The sequence below is a fragment of the Arthrobacter sp. RCC_34 genome (assembly GCF_041360795.1).
Lineage (GTDB): Bacteria > Actinomycetota > Actinomycetes > Actinomycetales > Micrococcaceae > Arthrobacter_E.
Genome location: NZ_JBFUPW010000004.1, coordinates 407,271 through 424,345, shown reverse-complemented (window position 1 = coordinate 424,345; position 17,075 = coordinate 407,271). Strand labels below are relative to the sequence as shown.

General features: G+C 67.9%; 12 protein-coding genes. 5 read left to right on the top strand and 7 right to left on the bottom strand.

What is annotated here, in order from left to right:
- Nucleotides 1-5: 5 nt before the first annotated feature.
- Nucleotides 6-689 carry a FadR/GntR family transcriptional regulator gene (locus AB6732_RS16430; protein WP_370960956.1) on the bottom strand — a complete coding sequence of 228 codons (684 nt, stop codon included), beginning with the start codon at nucleotides 687-689 and terminating at the stop codon, nucleotides 6-8.
- A gap of 72 nt (nucleotides 690-761) precedes the next feature.
- Nucleotides 762-1,421: a FadR/GntR family transcriptional regulator gene (locus tag AB6732_RS16425; protein ID WP_370960955.1), complete on the bottom strand. Its 660-nt coding sequence runs from the start codon at nucleotides 1,419-1,421 to the stop codon at nucleotides 762-764.
- Between the two features lie 302 nt (nucleotides 1,422-1,723).
- Between AB6732_RS16425 and AB6732_RS16420 the strand changes: the two genes are divergently transcribed.
- The gene (locus AB6732_RS16420) at nucleotides 1,724-5,845 is read left to right on the top strand and encodes an SdrD B-like domain-containing protein (protein WP_370960954.1); all 4,122 of its coding nucleotides are present in this window, start codon (nucleotides 1,724-1,726) and stop codon (nucleotides 5,843-5,845) included.
- A gap of 227 nt (nucleotides 5,846-6,072) precedes the next feature.
- Here the strand turns inward: AB6732_RS16420 and panD are convergent, their stop codons facing one another.
- From panD to AB6732_RS16405, 3 genes are all read right to left on the bottom strand, one after another.
- Nucleotides 6,073-6,483 (bottom strand): aspartate 1-decarboxylase, encoded by a 411-nt coding sequence (gene panD / locus AB6732_RS16415; protein WP_370960953.1) that lies wholly within the window; start codon nucleotides 6,481-6,483, stop codon nucleotides 6,073-6,075.
- Between the two features lie 32 nt (nucleotides 6,484-6,515).
- Nucleotides 6,516-7,271 (bottom strand): sugar phosphate isomerase/epimerase family protein, encoded by a 756-nt coding sequence (locus AB6732_RS16410; RefSeq protein WP_370960952.1) that lies wholly within the window; start codon nucleotides 7,269-7,271, stop codon nucleotides 6,516-6,518.
- Nucleotides 7,272-7,426: 155 nt separating this feature from the next.
- On the bottom strand, nucleotides 7,427-8,992 hold the full coding sequence (locus AB6732_RS16405; protein ID WP_370960951.1) for an SDR family oxidoreductase: 1,566 nt from the start codon (nucleotides 8,990-8,992) through the stop codon (nucleotides 7,427-7,429).
- A 110-nt stretch (nucleotides 8,993-9,102) separates the two neighbouring features.
- Between AB6732_RS16405 and AB6732_RS16400 the strand changes: the two genes are divergently transcribed.
- Both AB6732_RS16400 and AB6732_RS16395 read left to right on the top strand, forming a co-directional pair.
- Nucleotides 9,103-10,542 (top strand): deoxyribodipyrimidine photo-lyase, encoded by a 1,440-nt coding sequence (locus AB6732_RS16400; protein ID WP_370960950.1) that lies wholly within the window; start codon nucleotides 9,103-9,105, stop codon nucleotides 10,540-10,542.
- Nucleotides 10,543-10,552: 10 nt separating this feature from the next.
- Nucleotides 10,553-11,077, top strand: coding sequence for a MarR family winged helix-turn-helix transcriptional regulator (locus tag AB6732_RS16395; RefSeq protein ID WP_370960949.1), 525 nt, complete (start codon nucleotides 10,553-10,555; stop codon nucleotides 11,075-11,077).
- Nucleotides 11,078-11,207: 130 nt separating this feature from the next.
- On the opposite strand, the gene AB6732_RS16390 is transcribed toward AB6732_RS16395, so the two are convergent.
- Nucleotides 11,208-12,686, bottom strand: a complete 1,479-nt coding sequence (locus AB6732_RS16390) for a gamma-aminobutyraldehyde dehydrogenase (protein WP_370960948.1) — start codon at nucleotides 12,684-12,686, stop codon at nucleotides 11,208-11,210.
- 70 nt (nucleotides 12,687-12,756) lie between these two features.
- Entirely contained in the window at nucleotides 12,757-13,440 is a 684-nt protein-coding gene (locus AB6732_RS16385) for a TetR/AcrR family transcriptional regulator (protein WP_370960947.1), read from the bottom strand.
- 176 nt (nucleotides 13,441-13,616) lie between these two features.
- Between AB6732_RS16385 and AB6732_RS16380 the strand changes: the two genes are divergently transcribed.
- Both AB6732_RS16380 and AB6732_RS16375 read left to right on the top strand, forming a co-directional pair.
- Nucleotides 13,617-15,293: an amidohydrolase gene (locus AB6732_RS16380; protein WP_370960946.1), complete on the top strand. Its 1,677-nt coding sequence runs from the start codon at nucleotides 13,617-13,619 to the stop codon at nucleotides 15,291-15,293.
- Nucleotides 15,290-17,029 carry an ABC transporter substrate-binding protein gene (locus AB6732_RS16375; RefSeq protein WP_370960945.1) on the top strand — a complete coding sequence of 580 codons (1,740 nt, stop codon included), beginning with the start codon at nucleotides 15,290-15,292 and terminating at the stop codon, nucleotides 17,027-17,029. The genes AB6732_RS16380 and AB6732_RS16375 overlap by 4 nt, the downstream gene beginning before the upstream one ends.
- Nucleotides 17,030-17,075 lie beyond the last annotated feature (46 nt).

The following is a 17,075-nucleotide window of genomic DNA, read 5'->3' as shown; positions in this document are numbered from 1 at the left end:
GGCCGTCAGCCGCGAGTGTCGCAGGTCTTCAGAAGGCTTTCGGCGAACCGGGTCGCGGCGTCGCTCTCCTGGGCGCAAATCGCGGTGAGAAGCTCGGTTCTCGCCAGGATCTGATCATCCAGTGAAGGGCGGGGCTGGGGGCTCTTTTCGGCGCTTCCGAGACTCATCAGGCGGTCGTAGATCCGCAGCATCAGGCCGTTTCCTGCCCTCAGGACGAGCTCGCGGTCGAAGGCCGCCAGGCTTTCCGTCGAGAAGCCCGTGACAGCTCGACCGAGTGCGAAGTCCAGGTGCTCCAGGTCCTCGGGAGTGGCCCGCGCGGAGAGGTGCCGAACGCACTGGCATAGCAGGGCATTGCGAGCCTCGCTCAGGGCGCGTACTCGATCCTCCGCGCTGTCGTGGGAGCGGTCGAGGTCGCTGGGTCCGCTGTCGGAACCGCGTGCTGAGGCCGGAGCTCGCGCTGTGAGGCGACCTGTCTCGGTGTCGAGCAGAAGAACACCCTGGGCGAGGAGGCCGTCGAGGACCTCCTGGATGCCGGCCATGTCCTGATCGGCGAAGATCCGGCCGAGTTCGTGGACGCTCGGCAGGGTGGACCCTGCTGGCCACGCGCCGGAGGTAATCCAGTGTTCCAGGCGCTGCGCGAAGCTGTGGGAGGAGGCGACTGCCGGAGGAGTGGTGTGATCGACATTCACTTGGCAAGTGTACGACAATTGCGGAACTCCGAAACCTCCCCCGAGCGGCGTCTGGGAGTGGTCGCCCGGCTCCTACTTGAATCCGTCCACGATCGCCTGGGCGGCGGTGACGGCCGCATGTGCGTTGCCGCGCTCGAGTGCCTCCAGGAGGTCCCGATGCTCCTGCTCGAGCGCCGCGGGATCCTCGATCTTGGGGTAGTTGCCGGCGTTCAGGAGGACGGCGGGTTCCAGCCCGTCATGGAGCTCCGCCATGAGGGGGTTGCCGGAGGCTTCCACGATGGCCCGGTGGAAACGGATGTCCGCCGCGAGGCGGTCCTCAGCGGTGTCCGCCGCTTCGCGGTCCCTCAGGTGGCCTGCCACCTGGTCGAGCTGGTCCTTCGTGATGCGCGTGGCGGCCAGGCGGGACGCCTGAACCTCCAGGCCGGCGCGGACCTCGAGGATCTCATCCGCGGTGTCATCCTTGACGCGGCGGGCGAGCACGGCGCCGAGCTCGCTGGTGGAGCGAACGTAGGTTCCGTCGCCCGGGCGGGACTCCAGGAGGCCGAGGTGAACCAAAGCCCGCAGGGACTCCCGCACCGTGTTGCGGCTGGTTTCGAAGGTCTTCATGAGCTCGAATTCGCCCGGGACCTTGGTGCCGATGGGCCAGGTGCCGTCTTCGATGTTCTCCCGCAGCTGAGCCCCGATCTGAACCGAGAGAGGGACGTTTCGAGTGGCGGGGCGAAGAGAAGTCACGGTACCAAGCGTAGGTCACAGACACTATGGAGCGCCTGCTGTCAACTGAAAGGGCAGTCGGACGTAGTGCGCGGAAGCCGGGGATGACCTGGGTTTCCACTCACCTCCGGTTCGCCGCATTCCGGTAGCACGACGCGGACATTCGCGATAGCATGTCGGGGTAACTGTCCTACATTTATCAATCCTACGTTTGGATGGTTTCTTCTCTTCTCAGTCCTTCCGGGGGCAGGGAAGGCCCCCTTTCACAATGATCAGGAGCACCCATGTCTCTAGGCTTGGCGCGGAAGACAGCTTCCGCAACCATGAGCGTGACGCTTGCTCTGGCAGGGCTGACGGGACTGGCAGGGCTTCAAGTCCTCGGTGCCGCCCCTGCCAACGCGGCGCAACAGAATGGCTACGTCTTCAACAACACTTGGCAGATCCAGGATTCCGGATCCCAGAACAGCCAATACACCCCGTCCGGCGTGAACGCTTCCACTCACGCGACGAGTTCCTTCCCCCTCAACACCGGGGCCGTGAGCGTCGATGCGCTCTTCCAGCAGAACAGCTCCCAACTGCCGGGAACGAACTTCATCACCGACGGCGGCAACCAGGGCTCTTACGGTGCCACCAGCTCCATGCTGACGGGTTCGCCCGACCCTGCTTCAGTGCCGGCCCTCGGCCTCTTGTCCAACAGCTCCACTTGTGGCGGTGGCCTCGGCTCTGCCGGGCATCAGAACCTCAGCACCCTGTGCGAGAACACCGGCACTCTGACGCTGAAGTTCTCCAAGCCCGTGACCGACCCGGTCTTGGACCTCACCGGTATCGGCGGCGCGTCGATGCTCTATCAGCACAAGGACAACCCCGGCGGTTACGACTACGCTCGCGGGTCTTTCAATAACACGCAGTGGCTCATCGCCACGGATGGTGTCTCCTTCGCCCAGCTCTCCTCCGGGTCTCGCAACCTTCAGGTGGGCCAGGGCGGCAAGCGGCTCCTGGTGAAGAACGCCAACGCTGACCCGCGCTGTGACAGCAACACCGTGTACACCCCCGGGACCAGCCATCAGGGCCCGACGGTGGACAACGCGGGCTGTGGTTCCATCACGTTGCAGGGCACCTTCTCGGAGGTGACCTTCCAGATCGATGCGAAGGCGACACCGTTCTCACAGTTCCCCGCCGCTCAGTACGGCACCGGATCCGAGTACTTCGCCAACGACGGCACGCAGTACGCCGATGGCGTGAACGGCGCGAACACCGTTGAGACTGAGCGTGTTCGCCTTCCGAGGGACCAGACCGACACCACGAACTCCGATCTTCAGCGGATCTCCCTGCGCCTGCCGCAGAACGGCTCCCTGGGCGACAAGGTCTGGCGCGACACCAACGGTGACGGCCTCCAGAGCGACGGCGAACCTGGCGTCGAGGGCGTCAAGGTTCAGCTGCTGGACGCGGACGGTAACCCCGTCAACGACGCGAACGGCAACCCGATCACGACCACCACGGACTCGAACGGCAACTACAAGTTCACCGATCTGCCGTTCGGCACCTACAAGGTCAAGTTCACCGGTCTTCCGGCCGGCACGTCGCTCACCAAGGCGAATCAGGGCACTGACGACGCCGTGGACTCCGACGCCGACCCGGCCACCGGAGTCACCGGTCCGGTCACGCTGAACAGCGAGGCGCCGGAGAACCTCACCCTGGACGCGGGCATCATCCCGACGGGCTCCCTGGGTGACAAGGTGTGGCGCGACGACAACGGTGACGGCATCCAGGATCCGAACGAGCCCGGTGTCTCGGGTGTGAAGGTCGAGCTGCTGGATCAGGACGGCAACCCCGTCAAGGATGCCAACGGCAACCCGATCACCACCACCACGGACGCGAACGGCAATTACAAGTTCAGCGATCTCCCGCTGGGCAGTTACAAGGTCAAGGTCGATCTGCCGGAAGGTTCGAAGGCCACGAGCGCGAACTCGGGTGATGACCGGTCCAAGGACTCGAACATCGACCCGAACGGTGTCTCCGACACCGTGACGCTGACCCCGGAGAACCCGGACAACACGACGGTCGACGCCGGCATCGTGAAGCTCGGCTCGCTGGGCGACAAGGTGTGGCGTGATGACAACGGTGATGGGATCCAGGATCCGAATGAGCCGGGCATCTCTGATGTGAAGGTGGAGCTGCTGGACAAGGACGGCAACCCCGTCAAGGACGCCAACGGCAACCCCATCACCACGACCACGGATGCGAACGGCAACTACAAGTTCACCGGCCTCCCGCTGGGTGACTACAAGGTGAAGTTCGACCTTCCGCAGGACAGCAAGTTCACCTCGGAGGGCTCCGGCACGGACCAGGCGAAGGATTCCAACGCCGACCCGGCCACCGGTGTGACCAGCGCGGTCAGCCTGACCGCTGACGCTCCGGACAACATGACGGTCGATGCCGGCATCGTGCCGCTCGGTTCCCTGGGCGACAAGGTCTGGCGGGACGACAACGGCGATGGCGTCCAGGATCCGAACGAGCCGGGCATCTCCGGTGTGAAGGTGGAGCTCGTGGACAAGGACGGCAACCCCGTCAAGGACGCCAACGGCAACCCCATCACCACCACGACCGACGCTAACGGCAACTACCTGTTCACGGACCTGCCGATGGGCGACTACAAGGTCAAGGTCGATCTCCCGGCCGGGACCAAGGCCACCACGGCCGGTGCCGGTTCCGATCGAGGAACCGATTCCAACATTGACCCCAACGGTGTCTCCGACACGGTGTCGCTGACGCCGGACAACCGGAACCGTCGCGACGTGGACGCGGGCATCGTGCCGCTCGGTTCGCTGGGTGACAAGGTGTGGCGTGATGACAACGGTGACGGCGTGCAGGGCGACAACGAGCCCGGCATTTCTGATGTGAAGGTGGAGCTGCTGGACAAGGACGGCAACCCCGTCAAGGACTCCAACGGCAACCCGATCACGACCACCACGGATGCGAACGGCAACTACAAGTTCGGCGATCTCCCGCTCGGCGATTACAAGGTGAAGTTCGACCTTCCGCAGGACAGCAAGTTCACCTCGGAGGGTGCAGGGACCGACCAGGCGAAGGATTCCAATCCTGACCCGGCTACGGGTGTGACCAGTGCGGTCAGCCTGACCGCTGACGCTCCGGACAACATGACCGTCGACGCAGGCATCGTCCCCGTCGGTTCGCTGGGCGACAAGGTCTGGCGCGATGACAACGGCGACGGCATCCAGGCTCCGAACGAGCCGGGTGTCTCGGGTGTGAAGGTCGAGCTGCTGGACAAGGACGGCAACCCCGTCAAGGACGCCAGTGGTAACCCGATCACCACCATCACCGACAAGGACGGGAACTACCTGTTCACCGACCTGCCGATGGGTGACTACAAGGTCAAGGTCGATCTCCCGGCCGGTTCGAAGGCCACGACCGCCGGTGCGGGCGATGACCGGTCCAAGGACTCGAACATCGACCCGAACGGCGTCTCGGACACCGTGTCGCTGACGCCGGACAACCGGAACCGTCGCGACGTGGACGCCGGCATCGTGCCGCTCGGTTCGCTGGGTGACAAGGTCTGGCGCGATGACAACGGCAACGGTGTCCAGGACCCGAAGGAGCCGGGTGTCTCGGGTGTGAAGGTCGAGCTGCTGGACAAGGACGGCAACCCCGTCAAGGACGCCAATGGCAACCCCATCACGACCACCACCGACAAGGACGGGAACTACCTGTTCACCGACCTGCCGATGGGTGACTACAAGGTCAAGGTGGATCTCCCGGCCGGATCCAAGGCCACGACCGCCGGCGCGGGCGACGACAGGTCCAAGGACTCGAACATCGACCCGAACGGCGTCTCCGACACCGTCTCGCTGACCCCGGAGAACCCGAACCGTCGCGACGTCGACGCCGGCCTGGTGGTTCTGCCGAAGGCCACCGATGACGAGTCCCTGAACAACAAGCAGGGAACCACCGTCACCGTGCCGACGCTGAAGAACGATAAGGGTGACCTGGATCCGTCCACGGTGAAGATCACGGACAAGAACGGCAAGCCGGTCTCCGAGCTGGTCGTTCCCGGCGAGGGCACGTGGACGGTCGATCCCAAGACCGGCGACATCACCTTCGCCCCGGAGAAGGGCTTCACGGGAAACCCCACCCCGGTGAACTACACCGTGAAGGACCGGAACGGCAACGAGACCGGTGCGAAGGTGACCATCACCTACGTGGCCCCGGCTCCGTCTCCGACCACTCCCGCGTCCCCGACGCCGAGCCACCCGGCCACGCCGGGTCACCCGGCACCCGGCAACCCGGCTGACCCTGGGAACCCGGATGCGGGCGGAGACCTCGCCTCCACGGGTGCGAACATCGGCATGGGCACTGTCGCCGCAGGAGCACTTCTGTTCCTCGGTGGCGCCGCGCTGCTGATCTTCCGCCGTCGCCGCCAGCACTGATCCGTCGCTGCGGCCACTGAAGGCCCCGTCGCTCCTCACCCTGGAGCGGCGGGGCCTTCGGCGTCGTCAGGAGTCCCCGGAACCCAGACGATGCCGGAGTGGAGGGACGTATAGAGCCGGGCGCGGGCAAACGCAGGGAGAGCCGAGCGCCGGCAATCGTGGGGAAAGTAATCTGCAGGCCAGCAGTCGTGCGGACCGCGTGGCCCGAGGACTGGACCGCCGGACGCCTAGAGCGCGTGGGGCGGGCGGACGGATCCGGCCGTGACCGCCTCGGCGGGATCCGATCCCAGCTGGATGATGCGGTTGGCGCCATCGACGTGGACCACACTGGGGACGAAGGACTTCGCCTCTTCGGTGGTCATCTGTCCGTAGCTCATGAGGATGACCGTGTCGCCGACGTGGACGAGATGGGCTGCCGCGCCGTTGATGCCGATCACGCCGGACCCGCGCTCACCCGCGATGGTGTAGGTCTCGAGGCGGGCGCCGTTCGTGACATCCACGATCGAGACGAGTTCGCCCGGCAGGATGTCCGAGGCTTCCAGCAGGTCGAGGTCCACCGTCACCGATCCGACGTAGTGGAGATCGGCGTGGGTCACCGTGGCACGGTGGATCTTGGACTTGAACATGGTGCGCAGCATAGCGACTCAAGTCTACGCCGCCCGGCCGGGCATCACTCCTGACCGATCGCCCGCCTCAGCCAGGCGGCGTCGCGCGTCAGGGCCTCAGGCGAGTCATCCGGCACGAATTCGAACATCACCTCCACGGGCCTGTGCGCGCCGCGCAGCACGGCGGCGGCGTCGAGCCAGAGGTCCTCGCGGGCCTCCAGGGGGAGCCGAGAGTCGAAGGGCCACCAGGAGAAACAGTGCACCCCGGCCAGTCGGGGCAGCAGCGCCTCGAGATGGCGCAGCGCGTCCTCGGCGGGCTGATCCACATTCGGCTGCCAGTAGACACCGACGTTCGTCCGGTCCACGTCGTCCAGCAGCCTCAGCGTGCTGTCCAGGGTGTCGGTGAGGGTGTTGCGGTGATACTCCAGGGCGAGCTCGACGCCGGCCTCCGCCGCGGCATCGGCGGCGTCCCGGAGACCCCGGGTCACCCGCGTCCGGTGCGCCGGGTCCGATGCTTCGGTGCCGAGGGTGCCGGCCCAGACACGGACCCGGGGTGCGCCCAGCGCCAGGGCCGTGTCGAGGACGGGGCGGAAGTCGTCGTCGTGCGAGTCGGCCCGAAAGTAGGAGCCCAGGGAGAAGACTCGCAGGCCCGCGGCGTCGGTGAGTTGCCGGACCTCGCGCGCAGTGGCCGGGTCCGGGCAGTGCACATCGGAGCCCCATTCGATCCCCGCCAGGCCGGCGTCGGTCGCGGCCGCGAGGACACCGGGGACGTCGAGGTGCCGGAAGGTGACGGAGCAGAGTCCCAGGGTGAGGTCGGGCATGAGGCCAGCCTAGGCGGACCACCGGCGACCCGGACCCAGATGACCGCAGATGCACACGGGGCAGGAGCAGGCCGCGCTCGCCAGCCGCGCCCGCCCGGCGTGAGCAAGCACCGCCCCGACGCCGGCCGATGTGCCGGGCTACCGCGCGGTGCGGGCTACCGGCGGGTCCCCCGACCGGCCACGACGCGCGGGTCGGAGGTCCGCCCGTCCGGGTCCCCGCCGCCACTCGCCCGATGGGCGGCCGCGGCCTCCGTGATGCGCACCGCCATCCCCTTGAAGATCACGCCGTGGAATGGCAGGACGGCCAGCCAGTACAGCCGGCCCGGCAAACCGTGAGGCAGGAAGATCGCGCGCTGGTGGTACTCGGTGCCCCCGTCCGACTGCTCGATCGACAGCTCCAGCCACGCCCGCCCGGGCACTTTCATCTCGGCCCGGAGCCGGAGCAGATGCCCGGGATCGAGGGCCTCCACGCGCCACCAGTCGAGGACGTCTCCGAGGTGGAGCAGCCGTGGATCACGGCGGCCCCGTCGCAGGCCGACGCCGCCCGCCAGCTTGTCGATCCAGCCGCGCACCGACCAGGCGAGCGGGAACGAGTACCAGCCGTTCTCGCCGCCGATCCCCTGGATGACGTCCCACAGCTCCTCGGGCGAGGCGTCCGTCTTCTGGACCCGCGTGTCCGTGAACACCGTGCCGCCGGTCCAGTCGGGGTCGCTCGGCAGGGGGTCGGAGGGCGTCTGCACCGCACTCGACCCGGCCCAGGTGGTCTCCACTTCGCCGCGTTCGATCTTGACGAGCGCCAGTTCGACGGCCCGCCGGTAATCGGTCAGCCCGCCGGGCGGGGGAGAGATGTGCTGGTCGATGGAGTGCTCGCGCACGACGCAGTCGTTCTGCAGCGATTCGACGAGCGGCACCGCGAGGGACCGCGGGATGGGTGTCACGAGATTGACCCACTGGGCTGCCAGCCAGGGGGTGAGCACCGGCAGGGGCAGGATGACGGGCGGCCGCAGCCCGGCGGCTCGGGCGTAGTCCTTCATCATGTCCGCATACGTGAGGACGCTCGGTCCGCCGATGTCGAAGGTCGTGTTCACTTCGGGCGGCAGATCGGCGGCCTCCTCGAGGTAGTAGAGGGCGTCCCGCACGGCGATCGGCTGGACCCGGTTCAGGACCCAGCGCGGCGCGGGCATGACCGGCAGGACGTCCGTCAGGTGCCGGATCATCTCGAAACTTGCCGATCCGGATCCGATCACCAGGCCCGCCTGCAGCACCGCGGTCGGGACGCCGGACGCGAGGAGGATGCGCCCGACGTCGCGCCGGGACTGCAGATGGCGGCTCAGCTTGGTTCCGGGGTTGAGGCCGCTGAGATAGACGATGCGTCCGACGCCGGCGCGCTGGGCGCCCTGGGCGACGGTCTGCGCGCCCACACGCTCCCGTTCCGCGAAGCGTTCATGGGATCCGCCGCCCATCGAGTGCACCAGGTAGTAGAGGACGTCGGCGCCGCGGCAGAGGGCGTCCATCGCGTCGGCGTCCTCGAGGCTCCCGGGCACGACCTCGACGTCGTGCCGCCAGGGGACGTCGCGGAGCTTTTCCGGGGTGCGGGCCAGCACTCGGACCCGGTGCCCCGCTTCGACGAGCCGGGGGACGAGCCGTCCGCCCAGATATCCGGTCGCGCCCGCGACGGCGATCGTCCGGCGCCTGCGGTCCCCGTGGTCTTCAGTGGACATCGGACTCCTCCTGTCTGGACACACCCTGTCTGGACACACCCTGTCTGGACACGCCTCGTTTACTAGACGATCATATTTGTAGATGATCGAGCGATTCAAGAGGTGATGCCATGACCGGGAGGCCGGAAGTCTCCATCGTCTGGTTCCGTGACGACCTGCGCACGGCGGACCATCCCGCCCTGCGGGCCGCCCTCGACGCCGGGCCGGCGATCGCGCTGTATGTGCTGGACGAGCAATCGCCCGGGGTGCGGCCTCTCGGGGGCGCCGCGCGCTGGTGGCTGCACCACGCGCTCGCCGAGCTGCGGGAGCGGCTCGCCGAGCTCAACGTGCCGCTGGTGATCCGCCGTGGGCCGGCTGCTTCGGTGGTGCCGGACGTGGCATCGCGCGCGGGTGCCGGCGCCGTGTTCTGGAGCCGTCGCTACGGCGCTCCCGAGCGGCGGGCCGACCAGGCGGTCAAGGCCCTCCTGGCGGCGGCAGGCCGCACGGGCAAGAGCTTCCAGGCGACGCTGCTGCACGAGCCCTGGCGGATCACCACGCAGCAGGGCAATCCGTACCGCGTGTTCACCCCGTTCTGGAAGACGCTGAGCGCCCAGGATTTCCGGCCGCCACTGGCCGTGCCGGAACCGCAGGATGCCCGGAACCTCGCCGTGCCGGACGGGCTGCAGCTGGGGGACCTGGAGCTTTTGCCCAGCCATCCGGACTGGTCGGGACCGCTGTCCGAGGCCTGGACTCCCGGCGAGCATGCCGGGCAGGAGGCGCTCGCGGACTTCCTGGATGAGAGGCTGAGTGGCTATCGCGAGGCCCGGGAGCGGCCCGGCGTCGATGGCTCCAGTCGGCTCTCGCCCTATCTGCGCTGGGGGCACGTGAGCCCTTTCCAAGTGTGGGCCGGGCTGGCGCCACTGCGCCGGGAGGCGCCCGAGAGCTCCGCGACGTTCGCCTCTGAACTGGGGTGGCGGGAGTTCGCGTGGCATCAGCTCTATCACCATCCACGGCTGGCGACGGTGAACCTCCGCCCGGAGTTCGACCGCCATCCGTGGTGGCTCCCGGGCGAGGATGAGCCCGACGGCGGATCCGGGGATGCGGACATGACCGCTCTGTTGCACGCCTGGCAGCGGGGGGCCACGGGCATCCCGCTCGTGGACGCGGGCCAGCGCCAGCTGTGGAACACCGGGTGGATGCACAACCGGGTGCGGATGGTCAGCGCGAGCTTCCTCGTGAAGAACCTCGGGATCCACTGGCGGCTGGGGGAGCAGTGGTTCTGGGACACCCTGGTGGATGCGGACGCCGCCGCGAACCCCTTCAACTGGCAGTGGGCCGCCGGGAGTGGCGCGGACGCCGCTCCCTTCTTCCGCATCTTCAATCCGCAGACCCAGGCGAAGACCCACGACCCGGACGGCCGGTACCTCGCAGAGTGGATCCCGGAACTCAGCACGCCGGACTACCCCCAGCCTTGCGTGGACCTCGCGGATTCCCGGAAGGACGCCCTGGATCGCCTCAAGATGATGTCCGAATCCGGGGCGCAACAAGCTCAGGCGGCGGGGAGATCCTAAGATGTATCGCATGCATGCGGAAGAAAGCGCCTTCGGCGTGGAGTCATCCCCGGAACGTGAGCGCCTCGCCGCCGCCCCCGGGTTCGAAGTGCTGTTCCTCCTGCAGAAGTTCACCACCGAAGCGGAACGCTACTCCGAAGTCGTCCGGCGTCATCACGGCCTGGCCCGCAATGACATCCATGCGATCAACGCCGTCGTGGAGGCTGACCGGACGGGCGCGACTGTCACGCCCCGCGACCTCCGGCGGCTCCTGATCCTCAGTTCGGCGGCCATGACGTCGGTCCTGGACCGGCTCGAGTCGTCGGGACACTTGCAGCGGCACCCGAGCCCGGTGGACCGTCGCCAGCTGGTGCTCAGTTCCACCCCGAGCGCCCGCGCGACGGGCCGGGAGATGTTCGACCCCATGGTCGAGCACATGATGCCGGTGCTCGGGGAGTACTCGGAGGAGCAGGTCGCCCTGTTCGAGGAAATGATCGTCAAGCTGACCGACGCCATCGCGGCCGCTCGCGAGGAAGTCCAGGCGGCGGAGGGGTGACCCGCTAGATGCCGGAAGCCGCCCCTCACCGTGGGAATCCACGGCGAGGGACGGCTTTTCCGGCGGCGCTGAACCGGGCGGTGCGGGCCCTGGGGCGCCCGTCGCCCCGTCTCGGTCAGCGTCCCGTCTGTCAGCGCAGCGCGAAGATGGTGCGGTGCCAGTCCTTCTCCACGACGCCGCCCAGTTCGAACATCACGTGCTTGACCTGGGTGTACTCCTCGAAGGAGTAGGCGGACATGTCCTTGCCGAAGCCGGACTGCTTGAAGCCGCCGTGCGGCATCTCGGAGATGATCGGGATGTGGTCGTTGACCCACACGCAGCCGGCCTTGATCTCACGGGTCGCGCGGAGGGCGCGCTGGATGTTCGAGGTCCAGGCGGAGGCGGCCAGCCCGTAGACGGTGTCGTTGGCGAGGGCGATGGCCTCGTCGTCGTCATCGAAGGGCAGGACCACCAGGACCGGGCCGAACACCTCGTTCTTGACGATCTCCGAATCCGGCGCGGCGTCCACGATCAGGGTGGGGCGGTAGAACGCGCCGTCGCCCAGTCCGTCCTCGGTGGGGATGTACCCGCCGGCTGCCACCCGGGCGTAGCCGCGCGCCCGCTCGACCATGCCGGCCACGTGGTCCCGGTGGCGGAAGGAGGACAGCGAGCCGATGTCCGCGCCGTCGTTCTCCGGGGTGCCCAGGACGATGCCGTCGAACCGCGCGGCGAGCTTGTCCACGAACTCCTGGTAGACGCTGCGGTGCACCAGCGCGCGGGTGGCCGCCGTGCAGTCCTGGCCCGAATTGATCAGGGAACCCGCGACGGCGCCGTGCACCGCGGCGTCGATGTCGGCGTCGTCGAACACGACGAAGGGCGCCTTGCCGCCCAGCTCCAGGTGCACACGCTTGGCGTTCACCGCGGCGGCCTCGAGCACCGTGCGGCCCACGGCCGTGGAACCGGTGAAGGAGACCATGTCCACATGGGGATGGCGCATGAGCGCCGCGCCGATGGTGCTGCCGCTGCCCACCAGCACGTTCACGACGCCGTCCGGCAGGCCCGCCTCGGTCAGCGCCTCGGCGAACATCACGGACGTCAGGGGCGTGATCTCCGCCGGCTTGAGGATGATCGTGTTGCCCGCGGCGATGGCGGGCAGGATCTTCCACGCGGCCATCTGGAGCGGGTAGTTCCAGGGCGCGATGGACCCGATGACGCCGATCGCCTCCCGGCGGATGGCCGAGGTGTGGTCGGCCGAGTACTCCGCCATGGCCTTGCCTTCGAGGTTCCGGGCGGCGCCGGCGAAGAAGTCGACGTTGTCGATGGTGCCCGGGACGTCGAACTCGCGGCACAGGCGCAGCGGCTTGCCGGTCTGGGAGCTCTCCGCCTGGGCGAACTCCTCGGCGCGGGCCTCCAGGATGCGGGCGAAGCGCTGGAGGATCGCGGAGCGCTCGCCGGGGGTGGTGCGGGACCACGCCGGGAACGCGGCGCGAGCGGCGGCGATGGCGGCCTCCAGGTCGCGCAGACCGGCGAGGGTGACGGTGGCGGTGACCTCACCCGTGGCCGGGTTGATCACATCCTGGGTGGCTCCGGAGGCGCCGGTGACGGCCTTGCCGTTGATGAACTGGTGCATGGTGCGCCCTTCTCTGACAGTGAGTGCTCAGCCGTGGTAGATCGCCTCCGAACCCGCCACGGCTGAGCACTCACATGGCAGAGAGGTCGCTTTCGCGCTCAGCGCTGTCCAGGATGGCGGCGAGGCCGGCCTGGAACGTGCTGAGGGAGTCGAGCCCTTGCAGGGCTCGGTGATGCTTTTCGAGCAGCGGGTGCCCGGACAGGTGGGAGAACACCCGCGGGTTGAGCCACGGGTCGTGTCCCTGGGAATCGGGAAGCCGCTGGATCTCCAGGGCGATCCCGGCGCCGAGGGCCAGCGTGTAGCTTTCGAGGGCCGCGTAGTAGTGCACCACGCGCTCCTCGGGGAGCTTCGCGTCCGTGAGGCACTGCAGCACGAACTCGATGGCTTTCAGCTCGCCGGGACCGTAGGTGTCCGTGGCGAAGGACTCGCTGCCCAGGGAGGGGTATTGCATGAAGACCCTGAGCAGTTCGTCCAGATAAGCCTCGAGCCGGGCCCTCCAGCCGTGCTGCCGGCCCGCGGCCAGCGTGCGTTCCACGGAGAGGGCGAAGAGCCGGTCCAGAGCCGCGCGGATGATGGCGTCGCGATTGCGGAAATGCCGGTACACCGCGGTGGCGTCCACCCCGAGTTCCTCGCCCAGGCGGCGGAACGTCAAGCGCTCGCCAGGTTCCTGTCCGGCGATTTTCAGGACTGCGTCGATGATGGTTTCCGGGTCAAGCCGTGCGCGGCGATCACTGGGCTGCGCGGCCTGCGCCATCTATCCACCCCGCTTCCATGCCTCGGTTTCTGGAACCCCACGGTACACGATGCCGAGGCCGGCACGTCAAGGGAGTCAGGCCCGATGTCATTAATGATGTCAACGCTGTTGACTTAACTGTGACCCGCATCATAGTGTCAGGTCCAATCCAGCCCGCACACAGATTCGAGGAGCTCATGGCAATTGCGCAGACCATCCTGGAGAACGGATGGGTCTACACCGGCCGGGACGACGTCCCCCGCCGTGCGGACCTGGCGATCGGCGACGGAAAGATCCTGGCGGTGGGCGCCGCCGAGGAGCTGACGCCGCTGGCCGACGGCGCCACCGAGCGGCTCGACGTCGCGGGCAAGCTGATCGTGCCCGGCTTCCAGGACTCCCACATGCATCCGGTCTTCGCCGGGGTGGAGCTGCTGCAATGCGACCTCACGGAGGTTGAGAGCGCCGACGACGCCGTGGACACCGTCCGGCGCTACGCCGAGGAGCACCCGGACGAGCCGTGGATCCTCGGCGCCGGCTGGTCCATGGAGCACTTCCCGGGCGGCACTCCCACCCGCCAGCTCCTCGACGCCGTGGTCCCGGACCGCCCCGTCTTCCTCCAGAACCGCGACCACCACGGCGCCTGGGTCAACACCAAAGCCCTGGAGCTCGCGGGCATCGACGCCACCACCCCGGACCCGGAGAGCGGACGTTTCGAGCGGGAAGCGGACGGCACCCCCGCCGGGACGGTGCACGAGGGCGCCATGGACCTCTTCGCCTCCGTCCGCCCGGGCACCTCGGAGGAACTCGCCGACGCCGGGCTCCTCAAGGCCCAGGAACTCCTGCTCTCCCAGGGCATCACCGCCTGGCAGGACGCCTGGGTGGCCATCCCGGAGGACGGCAGCGTGGACCTCCTCCACGTCTACCTGAAGGCCGCGCAGGCCGGGGACCTCAAGGTCCGCGTCCGCATCTGCCAGTGGTGGGACCGCACCGCCGGCGACGCCCAGCTGGAACCCATCCTGGCCCGGCGCGAAGAGGTGGCCCAGGCGGTCGCCCCGGAACGCCTCACCGCGAGCACGGTGAAGATCATGGTGGACGGCGTCGCCGAGAACTTCACCGCCGCCATGCACGAGCCGTACCGTGACCATCACGGGCACCACACGGACAACCGGGGCATCGAATTCTTCGATCCGGAGGAGATGAAGGGCTTCGTCACCGCCCTGGACGCCGCAGGCATGCAGCTCCACTTCCACGCGCTGGGTGACCGTGCCGTCACCGACGCCCTCGACGCGCTGGAACAGGCCCGCGCCGCGAACGGCGTCACCGACGGCCGCCACCATCTCGCCCATCTGCAGCTGGTCCGGGCCGAGGACACCCCGCGCTTCGCGGAACTCGGAGCCGCCGCGAACATGCAGGCACTTTGGGCCTGCCACGAGGAGCAGATGGACGAGCTCACGCTGCCGTTCCTGGAGCCCGACGCCGAGGAGCGCCACTACCCCTTCGGCGAACTCGCAGCCCACGGGACGCGGCTCGCGGCGGGCAGCGACTGGCCCGTCTCCACCGCGGACCCCCTCGCCGCCATGCACGTGGCCGTCAACAGGACCGCCCCGGGCGAGTCCGGCGAGCCCCTCGGCCCCGACCACCAGAAGCTGAGCCTTCAGCAGATCCTGAACGCGTACACGCAGGGCACGGCGTGGATCAACCATCTTGACCACCTGACGGGCACGCTGGAGGAAGGACGGCTGGCGGACTTCGTGGTCCTGGACCGCGACGTCTTCCAGCTCCCGCCGGAGCAGATCCACACCGTCCGGGTCGAGGAGACCTGGATCGACGGAACCCGCGTCTACCGCAGGACCGCCCAGGAGGAGGAAGCATGAGGAAGACCCTGCGCGGCGCCGCGCCACAGGGACGCCGCGTGAGCGCGCTCCGGCGGCTGCGGGAGCGGTTCGGCGCGCCGTCGTCTGCTGAACGCCCGACGACGACGGCCCGCGGCAAGGCGGCCATCACCCTCGCGGTGGTCGGCGGCCTCGTCCTGAGCGGCTGTGCGGCCCGGCCTAGTGGCGGGACCGCGCCCGGCGAAGCGAAGTTCACCCTGAGCCAGGGGTCCCCGGCGCCGACCAAGGAGATCGACGGCTTTTCCTGGGCCATGTACGCCGAGCCGTTCTCCCTGGACTACGCCTACGCCTTCGACTACCCGGACAACACCGTGCTGTCGAACGTCTGCGAGTCGCTCTTCCGCTGGAACAAGGACCTCACGGTGTCCCCCGGCCTGGCCACCAAGGTGGACAACCCGGACCCGCTGCACTGGGTCTACACCATCCGGCAGGGCGTGAAGTTCCACGACGGGACCATCATGACGGCCGACGATGTGGTGGCGTCCCTCCGCCGGCACCTTGATGAGAAGGTCGGGTCCTTCTGGGCGTCGGCGTTCCAGAACGTGGAGAGCATCGACAAGACGGCGGCCGACCAGGTGACCATCACCATGGCCAAGCCGGACTACACCCTGAACGCGGCGTTGGTCGGGTCGCCCGGCGTCGTCGAGTCCGCCAAGACCCTCGCCAAGGACGGCAAGGACTACGGCAACTCCACCAAGGGTGTGAACTGCACCGGTCCCTTCTCCTTCGTCAGCTGGGAGGCTGGGGAGAGCATCACCCTCAAGCGCTTCGACGACTACTGGGACCCGTCCCTCAAGGCGAAGTCCAAGCAGGTGACGTTCAAGATGCTGACGGATGCCAACTCGCGCATCAACGCCCTCCAGACCGGCGAGATCGACGGGGCCTTCATGATCCCGTCCAACGCCATGGACATCCTCAAGGCCAACACGGACGCGGGGAACCTCTACTTCGGTGCGGACAGCACGGTCCAGAGCCTCGTCTTCACGGACCTGGCCGGCACCTTCAAGGACGTGAGGGTCCGCAAGGCCCTCATGATGGCCATCAACCGGCCCTCCCTCATCAAGGCGGCCGAGCAGGGCTACGCCCGGCCGACCGACGCCCTCACCACGCGCAATGTGTGGAATGCGGCGAAGCCGGCGACCGTGGACAAGGCGTTCGGTCAGCTGGAGCCGCTGAAGTACGACCTGGCCGAGGCGAAGAAGCTCGTCAAGGAGGCTGGCGCCACCGGCAAGAAGGTGGTCTTCTCCACGGCTTCGCTGAGCGCGGCCTTCGACATCGAGACCCGGGCGATCGCGTCCGCGGCGAAGGAGATCGGGCTCAACCCGGAGATCCGGACGATGTCCAGCGACAAATACACGACCCTGTTCTCCGACCCGGAGGCCCGCAAGGGCACGGACCTCGTGCTGACCTCCTGGTACCTCTCCAGCACCGAACCGCTCGAGATGTACAGCGTGCTGCGGGAAGGGGACTTCAGCAACTACGGCGGCTGGGTCAACAAGCAGTACGACAAGCTCGTCAACCAGGCGATCGGGACCAAGGATCCGGACCAGCGTGCGAAGTTCACCGGGCAGGCGGCGAAGATCGCCAGCGACGAGGTGGTCTGGGGCCCGTTGTACGAGACGGTCACGTCCATGTGGCTGGGCAAGCGCATCACCGGGGCTGACCCGTCCATCAACTACATGTACTTCCCGTGGGCTGCCAAGATCGGAGGCCGTTGACCATGTCTGCTGTTGACGTGAAACCCTCGCCCGATTCGCCGGGCTC

Bases quoted from the DNA above. Each gene is read 5' to 3' on its own strand.
- AB6732_RS16420 (WP_370960954.1), top strand. From the start codon at position 1,724: ATGAGCGTGACGCTTGCTCTGGCAGGGCTGACGGGACTGGCAGGGCTT.
- panD (WP_370960953.1), bottom strand. From the start codon at position 6,483: ATGCTGCGCACCATGTTCAAGTCCAAGATCCACCGTGCCACGGTGACC.
- AB6732_RS16410 (WP_370960952.1), bottom strand. From the start codon at position 7,271: ATGCCCGACCTCACCCTGGGACTCTGCTCCGTCACCTTCCGGCACCTC.
- AB6732_RS16405 (WP_370960951.1), bottom strand. From the start codon at position 8,992: ATGTCCACTGAAGACCACGGGGACCGCAGGCGCCGGACGATCGCCGTC.
- AB6732_RS16400 (WP_370960950.1), top strand. From the start codon at position 9,103: ATGACCGGGAGGCCGGAAGTCTCCATCGTCTGGTTCCGTGACGACCTG.
- AB6732_RS16395 (WP_370960949.1), top strand. From the start codon at position 10,553: ATGCATGCGGAAGAAAGCGCCTTCGGCGTGGAGTCATCCCCGGAACGT.
- AB6732_RS16390 (WP_370960948.1), bottom strand. From the start codon at position 12,686: ATGCACCAGTTCATCAACGGCAAGGCCGTCACCGGCGCCTCCGGAGCC.
- AB6732_RS16385 (WP_370960947.1), bottom strand. From the start codon at position 13,440: ATGGCGCAGGCCGCGCAGCCCAGTGATCGCCGCGCACGGCTTGACCCG.
- AB6732_RS16380 (WP_370960946.1), top strand. From the start codon at position 13,617: ATGGCAATTGCGCAGACCATCCTGGAGAACGGATGGGTCTACACCGGC.
- AB6732_RS16375 (WP_370960945.1), top strand. From the start codon at position 15,290: ATGAGGAAGACCCTGCGCGGCGCCGCGCCACAGGGACGCCGCGTGAGC.